Here is an 11,726-nt window from a genome sequence, read left to right as displayed (position 1 = left end):
TTTCGAAAGCCAGCGTTTAACAAAATGAAATATAGTTTCATTTTGCCATAAAGTTCCCTTTCTTTTGGCCGTTATGAGAGTCTCCTTTCACTGACTTTCTGATGTGTCCAGATGAAAAAATTCACCAATCTCTCTGTTCTTACCCGTTTACTTGGCGCTTTCGCCGTCGTGATGGCGCTGATGCTTACTCTTGCCGCAATGTCCGCCTGGCTGCTCAGCAGCAGTAATCAGCAGATCGAAAACTACCGGGCTTATCGTCTTCCCGGCGTGCAATATCCGCTGGTCATGCGCGGGACGCTGGCGGAATTACGCCTGCAACAGGTGCAATATATCGCCTCGCCGCAAGGGTCGTCGCGCGACGGGCACCGGGTGGAAATTCAGCAGGCCGTTGATACCTTTAAGGCCGCCGAAAACGCGTATCAGAAGCTGAACAGCGGCGGCAGTAAATCAGATCTTTTTAAGCAAATTGTCAGCAACTTCGAACAGTTTTCGCGGGCAAATGACGAAGTGATTACAGCAATGGAGCGCAACGATATTGCGCAGGCCACGCAAATCAGCGGTGACAATTCGCGTAAATACCGCACGCAGCTGATGGCGAGTCTGGCGAAGCTGGTCAGCGACGAACTTGCCAATAGCGAGAAAGCTGCCGCACAGGCCCGCAGCAGCTATCAAAATGCCAGCGTGATGTTTTTAGTGCTGGTCGTCGTGGCCTTTATTATTTCGCTGCTCATGGCGCTGTTGCTGGCACGCAATCTGATTAAACAGCTGGGCGGAGAACCTGCCTATGCGGCTTCGATTATGCATGAGATTTCCACCGGCAATCTGGCTGCCAGAATAGCCCTTAAGCCGGGAGATACGGACAGTTTGCTGGCTTCACTCAACGGTATGAATCTGCAACTGAATAAAACCATTCATCAGATTATGCAGGGCAGCGAGTCGATTAATCATGCCGCCAGTGAGATTGAGCAGGGTAACGTAGATCTCTCGCAGCGCACGGAAGAGCAGGCGGCATCGCTGGTGCAAACCAGTTCGAATATGCAAAACCTGACGGCGACCGTCAGTCAGAATGCTGAGAATGCGCGCCAGGCCAGCCAGCTGGCTCACGAAACTTCGAAAACGGCCTCGCAGGGCGGGGCGATTGTCAGCGGTATGCAGGCGCATATGCGTGATGTTTCCGGCAGTTCCAGCGAAATCATCAATATCATCAGCGTCATCGAAGGCATTGCTTTCCAGACTAATTTGCTGGCGCTTAACGCCGCCGTAGAAGCAGCGCGTGCGGGAACGCAGGGCAAAGGTTTTGCGGTGGTCGCGAGTGAAGTCCGTGTGCTGGCACAAAAAAGCGGGCAGGCGGCAAAAGAGATTAAAGACCTTATTCAGGACACGGTGACTAAAATTTCAGAAGGCTCAGATCAGGCCGATCGCGCCAGTAAGGCCATGAGTGAAATCGTGATTTCGGTGAATAAGGTGGCTGAGATCGTCAGTGAAATTTCGACGGCCAGTTCGGAGCAACATTCCGGTATTCATGAAGTGGGGATTGCGGTCGATCAGATGGATCAGGTGACGCAACAAAATGCGGCGCTGGTTGAACAGGCTGCCGCTGCCGCGCAATCGCTGACCGAACAAAGCGTCGAATTACGCAACGCTGTGCGGTTTTTCCGCACAGCGACTGCCTGAAATACGACGCTATCTGTCATTACGCTTTCTGTTTAATAGTGAGCTGTGGTTCCCAGTCGGCATCGGGGTGCTGGGCAATCTGTTGCGGTGTCATCGGACGCCCCAGCAGATAGCCCTGCAACGTGTCGCAGCCCAGCTGTGTAAGGAAATCCTGTTGTTGGGTGGTTTCCACACCTTCGGCCACCACTTTCAGATTGAGGGTCTGACCCAGAGCGATGATCGCCGAAACAATACTGGCATCTTCACTGCCCGCGATCAGGTCATTAATAAATGCCCCATCGATTTTCAGTTCGCTGGCCGGCAGACGCTTGAGGTAAAGCAGGCTGGAATAGCCGGTACCGAAATCGTCAATCGAGGCCTTCACGCCAAACTGGGTCAGGCGTTCCAGAATTTCCACGCTGACGTCCGGATTGCGCATTGCCGTGGTTTCTGTGACTTCAAGCGTCAGCATTTCCGGCGGGATCTGATGACGTTCAATCGTCTCAATCACCATTTCCACCAGATTTGACTGCTCAAACTGTAGCGTGGAAAGATTGACCGCCACTGTCCAGGTGGTATGTCCTTCCAGATGCCATTCGCGCAACTGGCGGCAGGCTTCATTGAGCACCCATTCGCCAATCGGGATGATTAAACCGGTTTTTTCCGCCAGAGGCAGGAACACGTCCGGGCTCAGCGTTTTGCCGTCACGCTCCCAGCGCAGCAGCGCCTCGAAACCACTGACCGGCCCGTAAGGCGCGATAAATTTCGGCTGATAGTGCAGGCGCAGTTCGTGGTGTTCGATTGCCAGACGCAAATCATTGAGCATCTGCAACTGGTTTTGCGCATTGGCATTCATCGACGGCTGGAAGAAGCTGTGTCCGTTGCGGCCGGAATTTTTGGTGTGATACATCGCCGCGTCGGCATTGAGCATCAGCTCCCGCTCATTTTCACCGTCGCCCGGATACACCGCGATACCGACGCTGGCGGAAACCAGCAGTTCGTAACGGGAGACGTAAAACGGACGGGCGATCAGATGCACCAGTTTATCGGCTAACTGTGAAGCATCCGTCGGATCGGCGATTTCCACCAACAGGACAAATTCATCGCCGCCCAGACGCGCCAGCGTGTCTGTCGCGCGCAACTGAGATTTCAGGCGTTCAGTGACAGAAATTAACAGCTGATCGCCGATGTGATGCCCGAAAGCATCGTTAACCGCCTTGAATCCGTCGAGATCCAAAAACAGCACCGCAAACTGTGATTCCCCCCGCGAGGCTTTCTGAAATGCCTGACTGAGGCGGTCTTCCAGTAACAGGCGGTTCGGCAGACGGGTGAGATTGTCATGCAGCGCCAGCTGAGTCAGCTCGCGATTAGCCTGCGCCAGCGACGACGCCAGAATCGACGTGCGTGCCTGCATCCGGCCATCAAGAATGGAAATAATCAGGGTGATCGCCAGAATGGCCAGCGTCACCACAATCACCAGCAGCGCCAGCCAGTTATTATCCACGCCACTGAACGCCGCCATGCTGTGGCTGTCCATCGGGAATTCGGCAGCGGCCATGCCGATATAATGCATACCGACAATCGCTGTGCCCATCACCACGGCGGCACTGATGCGCAACAGTCGCACATTCGGCGACTGCTGACGCAGATGGAACGCCATCCACAGCGCCGCGCCGGATGCAACAATGGCCACCACGACAGATAACGTGACCCAACGGAAGTCATAAACAATCGGCGGCATCATCAGCATCGCTGACATGCCGGTGTAATGCATGGCCGCAATACCGCCACCCATCAGCAATGCACCCGCCAGCAAACGCCGCACTGGCAGCTCCTGCAGGCAGACCAGCCAGAGCGCAAAGGCTGAAGAAACAATCGCGATCAGCATGGAAAGCAGCGTAATAACCGGGTCGTAACCCATTGGCATAGAAGAATTAAAGGCCAACATGCCGATGAAATGCATGGACCAAATACCGATACCCATTGCAATGGCGCCACCAATTAACCAAAGTCGGGAAGCCCTTCCCTCCGTGGTGGCAACCCGGCCAGCCATATCAAGCGCGGTATAAGAGGCAAGCATTGCAACAATGAACGAAAACATTACAAGCACATTGTTGTAATTACTGGAAAACATGTAAGGCTCCACAAACATAGAGTCGAAAGCGACGGGCTGATTTTTTATCCGGCGATAATGGCATTAAGATTTATTAAAGGCGAATGAAGTTACGATAATTTTTTTCGTGTAATTAAGATTAATCCGTAAGTGATTTTTATCAAATAAAAAGATGTCCATGATATTAATCCTGATGAAAACAAGGGTTTTTAAAGCGAATGTGACACGGGCATCGAAAGCGTTGTCTATAGTTAACAAATAATTAAATACGAAAGGGCAGATGACAGTTATGTTAACAGTTCACCATTTAGATAATTCCCGATCACAGCGAATCTTATGGATGCTCGAAGAATTGAGCGTCCCTTACGAAGTGCAACGTTATCAGCGCAACGCAGAAACGATGCTGGCGCCCGCCGTATTGAAGAAAATCCATCCTCTGGGCAAGTCTCCGGTAATCGAAGATAACGGTCTGATTCTGGCGGAGTCCGGCGCCATTATCGAATATCTGCAGGAAGTCTATGACGAGGCCGGAACGCTGAAACCTTCGGCGTTCGCCGAGCGCCAGCAGTACCGCTACTGGATGCATTATGCGGAAGGTTCGCTGATGCCGTTGCTGGTCATGAAGCTCATTTTTGGCCGCTTAGGTAAACCGCCCATGCCGTGGCTGATCCGTCCGATTGGAAGCGCGATTGGTCAGGGTGTGCAAAAAAACTATCTCGATAAACAAATTTATACTCATCTGGATTATCTCGAGCAGCATCTGACCACCCATCCTTATTTTGCCGGTTATCAGTTCAGTGCGGCGGACATTCAGATGAGTTTCCCGGTAGAAGCCGTCAATGCCCGTACCGGTTTGGAAAAATACCCACATATAAATGCATGGCTTTCCAATGTGACAGCCCGACCGGCTTATCAGCGGGCACTGGAAACCGGTGGCCCGTTGAATATTCTGCGTTAATTGTTTTTAAGTCAGCGGAAAATATAAAGGGAAGCGTTTTGGTTTTTTTATCGCCGGAACGTTTTCCCTTTTTATATTTAATAGCGGGCTTTTTGCTGGCTGCAAATTGGCGCAACAGACGCCATCAAAAATAAACCTTAATAAACGTCCTGTTATTTTTCTCTCCTGCTTTTTGCATTCCGCGATGACGTTTCATCGTGATTTGTCCTCCCTGTTTCCCTCCACGTTGAACAGCGTGCGCAACCGTTATCGCACAGCAAATCGCCAGCCGGATAGATTTCCACCACAACCGCGTTTTTATTGACCAGACAACGGTAAATTGTCGGCGAACGGAGTTGAAATGGAAGTACTAAAGGCCGGATAATCGTTTGCGTTAATTTTTGTCCCGCCATACGCGATGCGAGTTAAACGTTTGCCTTGCCGTTCTGATGCCTGTTTCGGCGGTTTCAGACGACAAATAAGGAAGTAAACGTGCAGAAACGGTTTCATAATGACCACGCCGGCTAATCAGTAGAGACATTCAGAGGATTTTCCATGTCGAGTCAACACACTCCGACGGGCAGCGCTGTTGCGCCAAAAGGCCCGTTTGATTCTTTTTTCAAAATCAGTGCGCGTGGCAGTAACGTTCGCCAGGAAGTGATCGCCGGCTTAACGACGTTTCTGGCGATGGTGTATTCGGTCATCGTTGTGCCGTCAATGCTCGGTAAAGCGGGCTTTTCGCCAAGCGCCGTGTTTGTGGCGACCTGTCTGGTTGCCGGTTTTGGCTCGTTGCTGATGGGCCTGTGGGCTAATCTGCCGCTGGCGATTGGTTGCGCTATTTCTCTGACTGCCTTTACCGCCTTTAGTCTGGTGCTCGGCCAGCACATCAGCGTACCGGTTGCCCTCGGCGCGGTATTCCTGATGGGGGTATTGTTCACCATTATCTCGGTGACCGGCATTCGTTCGTGGATATTGCGCAATCTCCCCGTCGGGGTTGCGCACGGCACTGGCATCGGTATCGGTCTGTTCCTGTTGCTGATCGCTGCCAACGGTGTTGGTCTGGTGGTGAAAAACCCGCTGGACGGCTTACCTGTCGCATTGGGCGCATTTACCTCTTTCCCGGTGATCATGACGCTGCTCGGTCTGGCGGTGATTTTCGGTCTTGAGAAACTGCGTGTTCCCGGCGGCATTTTGCTGGTGATTATCGCGATTTCCATTATTGGTCTGATTTTCGATCCTGCCGTGAAATATCAGGGTTTGTTCGCGATGCCATCTCTGGCAGGGGCTGACGGCAAATCGGTGATTTTCGATCTCGATATCATGGGCGCGCTGAAAGCCGCGGTATTGCCAAGCGTTCTGGCGCTGGTCATGACGGCGGTATTTGATGCCACCGGCACCATCCGTGCAGTGGCCGGACAGGCAAACCTGCTGGACGAAAATGGCCAGATCATCAGCGGCGGCAAAGCCCTGACCGCAGACTCTGTGAGCAGCATTTTCGCCTCACTGGTTGGCGCATCCCCTGCGGCGGTTTACATCGAATCGGCAGCCGGTACGGCAGCTGGCGGCAAAACTGGCCTGACCGCGACGGTTGTCGGCGTACTGTTCCTGCTGATGTTATTCCTGTCTCCGCTTTCGTATCTGGTGCCTGCTTACGCGACCGCTCCGGCGTTGATGTACGTTGGCCTGCTGATGCTCAGCAACGTGACCAAGCTGGATTTCAACGATTTCGTGGATGCCATGTCAGGATTGCTGTGCGCCGTGTTCATCGTGCTGACCTGTAATATCGTGACCGGCATTATGCTCGGTTTCAGCTCGCTGGTGATTGGCCGTATTTTCTCCGGCGAATGGCGCAAACTGAACCTGGGTACAGTGATCATCGCCGTGGCGCTGGTGGTGTTTTATGCGGGCGGATGGGCGATTTGATTTGTTACTCCCTCCCCCTTCGCAGGGGGAGGAGCAGTAAATCCCCAGTTGTAACCGCACGCACTGATTTAAATCCCGTCCCCTTTTGATCTACTATTCCAAAGTCCGTCCCGGATTCACTCACCTGCGTCCGGTTGAATTCATAAAAACAAGAGTCTAAGGAAAGCATGGAAATCTTCTTTACCATTCTGATTTTGATTCTGGTGGTGTCACTCTCCGGTATCGTCACCAGAATGTTGCCATTCCAGGTTCCTCTTCCATTAATGCAGATTGCCGTCGGTGCTTTGCTGGCGTGGCCCAATTTTGGCCTGCATGTGGACTTCGATCCGGAACTGTTTCTCGTTCTGTTCATCCCGCCATTGCTGTTTGCCGATGGCTGGAAAACCCCGACCCGTGAATTTCTCCACCACGGCCGCGAAATTCTCGGGCTGGCGCTGGTGCTGGTGCTGCTCACCGTCGTTGGTATCGGTTATCTGATTTATATGATGGTGCCGGATATTCCACTGGTTGCAGCCTTTGCACTCGCGGCAGTGCTGTCCCCGACCGATGCCGTGGCATTAGGCGGGATTGTCGGTAAGGGCCGTATTCCTAAGTCGATCATGAGCGTGCTGGAAGGTGAAGCGCTGATGAATGACGCATCCGGTCTGGTGTCGTTGAAATTTGCTATCGCGGTTGCGATGGGCACGATGATCTTTACCGTCGGTGGTGCCAGCGTTGAGTTTCTGAAAGTGGCGATCGGCGGCCTGATGGCCGGTGTCGCGGTCACCTGGTTGTACAGTAAATCGCTGCGCATTATGAGCCGCTGGAGCGGCGATGATCCGGCGACACAAATCGTCTTCCTGCTGTTGCTGCCGTTTGCGTCTTATCTGATTGCCGAACACATTGGCGTTTCCGGCATTCTGGCCGCCGTGGCTGCGGGTATGACCATCAGCCAGTCGGGCATTATCCGTAACGCGCCGCTGGCGATGCGTCTGCGTGCGAACAGCGTCTGGGCAATGCTCGAGTTCGTGTTCAACGGCATGGTGTTCATCATGTTGGGCCTGCAATTGCCGGGCATTCTTGAGAACTCGATTGATCAGGCAACTCACGACCCGTCCATCGTGACGTGGCATCTGTTCGCTGACGTCGGGATTATCTATTTTGCACTGCTGATCCTGCGTTTTGTCTGGCTGTGGGTGATGAAGAATTTCAGCAACCGTTTCCTGAAAAAGAAACCGCTGCTGTTTGGCAGCTACAGTACGCGTGAGCTGTGGGTGGCGTCTTTTGCCGGTGTGCGTGGGGCGATTACGCTGGCCGGTGTGCTGTCGATTCCGTTATTTCTGGCCGATGGTTCAGCGTTCCCGTCGCGCTATCAGCTGGTGTTCCTGGCGACCGGCGTCATTCTGTTCTCCCTGATTGCCGGTGTGATTGCCTTGCCGTTCCTGCTTAAAGGCGTGGTGGTGGCGGATGGGACGGCTTATCGCGAAGAAGAACGGATGGCGAAATCCATCGCGGCGGAAGTGGCGATAGAAAGCCTGCATAAGATGGAAGAACGTCTGGCGGCGGATACCGAAGAAAACATTGATGAGCAGACGCTGAAGGAAATCAGCTCGCGTGTTATCGGTACACTGCGGCGACGCACGGCCAATCGTGATGATATGGAAACTGCGCTGAAGCTGGAAAACCTCGAGCGTCGCTTCCGTCTGACCGCGCTGCGCGCTGAACGTGGTGAGCTTTACCACCTGCGTGCGACGCAAAAAATCAGTAACGAGACGCTGCAAAAGTTGCTGCACGATCTCGATTTGCTGGAAGCATTACTGGTCGAAAAAGAAGTTTAGTTTCTGCCGGGACTGAACAAAACCGCGCGCTCTGAAAAGGGCTCGCGGTTTTTTATTTCCTACAACTTCCGGCTATTTCCAGTAGTCACGGCACAGCGTGATCCACGCCTGCGCGCTGTGCGAAAGATAACTGCCCTGATGCCAGATAAGCCCAAGCTGCCACGGCATCAGCGGATCCAGCGGCAGCCACATCAGCGCGTTTTTATCCAGCCGCTGACAAACAGGCTCCGGCAAAATCGCCACGCCCATACCCGTCTGTACCATCGCTGCTAAGAAATCCCACTGCCCGCTGCGGGCGGCAATTTTGGGTGTGAAACCGTGGGCGGAAAACGCATCCATCAGCTGCCGGTACAGCGCAAAATCTTCGTTATAAATCAGAATACTTTCGTCAGACAGATCACTTATCCCGATGCGCGTGCGGTTCAGCCAGTGCGGCGTGCGCGGCACTACCACGCACAGCGGATGGCTGAACAACAAAATTGAGGCGATAGATGGCACCGCATCGGCGGGCAGGGCGGTCAGCGCCAGATCCAGCTCACCGGAAATCACCGCCTGTTGCACCGTCAGGCCGCCAAATTCGGAAATTATCAGTTCAATGCCGGGATATTGCTGGCGGAAACTGCCGATCAGTGGCGCGATTTGTGTGCCGACCATGGGTGGAATACCCAGCCGCAAATGACCCGATTTCAACGAATTAATGTCTTCGAGTTCGGCTTCGAGCTGGCGGAATTCTTCGAGAATATTCAGCCCGCGCTGATACAACGCCTGGCCGCTGTCGGTGAGACGCAAGCGGCGTCCTTCACGGATAATCAGTGTGCATTCCAGTTCTTCTTCCAGATGGCGCAGCATTTTGCTGATCGTCGGCTGGGTGACGAACAGCTTTTCCGCCGCGCGGGTGAAGCTTTGCTGGCGAACCACTTCGACAAAATAGCGTAAGGTACGGACGTCCATGAGCTGATGTTTCCCCGTTCAGAGCGGCGAGTAACAAAGTATTCCAAACTGGAATCATTTTTATGATTTTAATTCATTTCTTTACCGGTTTCCTGCCAGCGTATACTTCATTTTCACTCTTTTTCCTCTTTTGAGGTCGTCCCCATGTTGCTGGCGTTGCGCACTAAAGCGCCGTCCCTGCTGACCCGCTGTCAGATCCCCGTTCAGGTGGTGTTGTACGCGGTGTTATTCGTTATTGCCGACCGTCTGGTCACTCTGTTACATCTGCCTTTGCCCGCCAATATTGTCGGGATGCTGATGCTTTTGCTGTTGATTATGTTCCGTGTTTTGCCGGTGAAATGGGTGAAAGCCGGTTCACGCTGGCTGCTGGCGGAAATGCTGCTGTTCTTTGTACCCGCCGTGGTGGCGGTGGTGAATTACGCCCAGTTGCTGATGATCGAGGGCTGGAAAATCTTTCTGGTCATTGGTATCAGTACCTTACTGACGCTGGGCGCGACAGCGGTGGTGGTCGATAAAGTTTACCGGCTGGAACAACGTCTGGCGGCGAGGAAGACGGCCCGTGACTGATTTACTCATCAGCATTCTGTGTTTTGTCATCACGCTTGGCCTGTATTACGCCAACAAAAAACTCTATCGCCAGAAGCGCACTTTGCTGCTGATGCCGCTGGTCTTCACGCCGATTGTGCTGGTGATTTTGCTGGTAGTGACGCACACGTCTTATCAGGATTACATCGGCGAAACGCACTGGCTGCTGTGGCTGCTCGGGCCATCCACTATCGCGTTCGCAGTGCCGGTTTACGAAAATATGGCGGTGATCCGTCGTCACTGGATGTCGCTGAGCGCGGGCGTGCTGACGGCGATTGTCGTAGCGGTCACCAGCTCCGTCTGGCTGGCGCGGATGCTGACGTTGCCGGAAGAGATCCAGCGTAGTCTGGCGGTACGTTCCATCACCACGCCATTCGCGCTGGCGGCTGCGAAGCAAATGGGCGGTCAGCCGGATCTGGTCGCGCTGTTTGTGGTGATCACCGGCGTATTCGGCATGGCGGTGGGCGATATGTTGTTCCTGCGTCTGGCAGTGAAAAGTGGCCTGGCAAAAGGCGCCGGGTTTGGCGCGGCGTCGCATGGTGCCGGCACGGCAAGAGCCTATGAACTGGGCGCGGAAGAAGGTGTCGTTTCCAGTCTGGTGATGATGCTGGCCGGGGTTGTCACCGTGGTGATAGCACCGATGATCGGAGTACTGATGTGGTGATGATCTTTTGAAAAAGATCTGAAACTTTAAGGTCAAATCCAAGGTCGTGGGTTGCCACCCACACTGGCCTTAAGAGGCGCCTATCGCCGCGCCTCTTAAGAATCACCGGCTCTTTTACTGCGCGCTACCGCAGCCATGACGGACATACTCCTTGGCAATAATGAGTGGCGCAAAATGTCATCGCTGCGCGATTCCCGAATTTCAGGTTTCGAGCCTTGGGTCTCGAACCGTTCATTCGGTGCCATTTTTGAGTACGCCAATCAACCTTTCTAAAAGATAAAAAACTGTCTTCAGTTATTTTTAAAAAGCTGCGCCACCCGCTTAATGAATCACCTGTGCCAGGAACTCCCGTGTTCTCGCTGACTTCGGATTTGCAAAGAACTCCAGCGGCGGGGCTTCTTCTACGATCTCCCCGCGATCCATAAAGATCACCCGGTCAGCGACGGTTCGTGCAAAGCCCATTTCATGCGTCACACACAACATGGTCATGCCTTCTTCCGCCAGAGTGATCATGGTGTCCAGCACCTCTTTCACCATTTCCGGATCAAGCGCCGAAGTCGGTTCATCAAACAGCATAATTTTTGGCTTCATACACAGCGAGCGGGCGATCGCCACGCGTTGCTGCTGACCGCCGGAAAGCTGGCCGGGGAATTTATTGGCATGCTCGGCGATACGCACGCGTTTCAGATAATGCATCGCCAGTTCTTCGGCTTCTTTTTTTGGCATCTTGCGCACCCAGCAGGGTGCCAGAGTGCAATTTTGCAATACGGTCAGATGCGGGAACAGATTGAAGTGCTGGAACACCATGCCGACTTCGGTACGCACGCGTTCGATGTTACGTAAATCATCATTCAGCTCGGTGCCGTCGACCACGATGCGCCCCTGCTGGTGTTCTTCCAGATGGTTGATGCAACGGATAGTCGTTGATTTTCCTGAACCGGAAGGTCCGCACAGCACGATACGTTCGCGTGGTTTGACGCTCAGGTTAATGTCTTTCAATACGTGGAATTGTCCGTACCACTTATTCACGTTTTCCAGCGTGATCATCATATTTTGGTTTTCAGTGACTTGATGGTCGCTCAT

At 53.3% G+C, this 11,726-nt stretch carries 9 protein-coding genes; 6 read left to right on the top strand and 3 right to left on the bottom strand.

The genetic code is table 11. The features are described 5' to 3' along the window. Positions 1 to 111 precede the first annotated feature (111 nt). The gene (locus J1784_RS13305) at positions 112 to 1,674 is read left to right on the top strand and encodes a methyl-accepting chemotaxis protein (protein WP_217149612.1); all 1,563 of its coding nucleotides are present in this window, start codon (positions 112 to 114) and stop codon (positions 1,672 to 1,674) included. A 19-nt stretch (positions 1,675 to 1,693) separates the two neighbouring features. Here J1784_RS13305 and J1784_RS13300 read toward each other — a convergent pair whose 3' ends face one another. Next, the gene (locus J1784_RS13300) at positions 1,694 to 3,787 is read right to left on the bottom strand and encodes a putative bifunctional diguanylate cyclase/phosphodiesterase (RefSeq protein WP_217149611.1); all 2,094 of its coding nucleotides are present in this window, start codon (positions 3,785 to 3,787) and stop codon (positions 1,694 to 1,696) included. 268 nt (positions 3,788 to 4,055) lie between these two features. Between J1784_RS13300 and J1784_RS13295 the strand changes: the two genes are divergently transcribed. From J1784_RS13295 to J1784_RS13285, 3 genes are all read left to right on the top strand, one after another. Further along, positions 4,056 to 4,724: a glutathione S-transferase family protein gene (locus tag J1784_RS13295; RefSeq protein WP_217149682.1), complete on the top strand. Its 669-nt coding sequence runs from the start codon at positions 4,056 to 4,058 to the stop codon at positions 4,722 to 4,724. A 534-nt stretch (positions 4,725 to 5,258) separates the two neighbouring features. Then, positions 5,259 to 6,626 (top strand): NCS2 family permease, encoded by a 1,368-nt coding sequence (locus J1784_RS13290; protein WP_217149610.1) that lies wholly within the window; start codon positions 5,259 to 5,261, stop codon positions 6,624 to 6,626. A 167-nt stretch (positions 6,627 to 6,793) separates the two neighbouring features. Then, the gene (locus tag J1784_RS13285; protein WP_217149609.1) at positions 6,794 to 8,443 is read left to right on the top strand and encodes a Na+/H+ antiporter; all 1,650 of its coding nucleotides are present in this window, start codon (positions 6,794 to 6,796) and stop codon (positions 8,441 to 8,443) included. Positions 8,444 to 8,515: 72 nt separating this feature from the next. Here J1784_RS13285 and J1784_RS13280 read toward each other — a convergent pair whose 3' ends face one another. Continuing rightward, the gene (locus tag J1784_RS13280; protein ID WP_217149608.1) at positions 8,516 to 9,394 is read right to left on the bottom strand and encodes a LysR family transcriptional regulator; all 879 of its coding nucleotides are present in this window, start codon (positions 9,392 to 9,394) and stop codon (positions 8,516 to 8,518) included. Positions 9,395 to 9,538: 144 nt separating this feature from the next. Here J1784_RS13280 and J1784_RS13275 point away from each other — a divergent pair, with 144 nt between their 5' ends. Then, a complete protein-coding gene (locus J1784_RS13275) occupies positions 9,539 to 9,961 on the top strand; it encodes a CidA/LrgA family protein (RefSeq protein WP_217149607.1) in 423 nt (140 codons plus the stop codon). Beyond that, the gene (locus tag J1784_RS13270; protein ID WP_217149606.1) at positions 9,954 to 10,643 is read left to right on the top strand and encodes an LrgB family protein; all 690 of its coding nucleotides are present in this window, start codon (positions 9,954 to 9,956) and stop codon (positions 10,641 to 10,643) included. Before J1784_RS13275 ends, J1784_RS13270 begins: the two co-directional genes overlap by 8 nt. Before the next feature lie 321 nt (positions 10,644 to 10,964). Here the strand turns inward: J1784_RS13270 and J1784_RS13265 are convergent, their stop codons facing one another. Next, positions 10,965 to 11,726: an amino acid ABC transporter ATP-binding protein gene (locus J1784_RS13265; protein WP_274387326.1), complete on the bottom strand. Its 762-nt coding sequence runs from the start codon at positions 11,724 to 11,726 to the stop codon at positions 10,965 to 10,967.

Source organism: Rahnella ecdela, from assembly GCF_019049625.1.
Classification (GTDB): domain Bacteria; phylum Pseudomonadota; class Gammaproteobacteria; order Enterobacterales; family Enterobacteriaceae; genus Rahnella; species Rahnella ecdela.
Note: the sequence above shows the minus strand (reverse complement) of the source record. Positions and strands in the feature narration are given on the sequence as shown.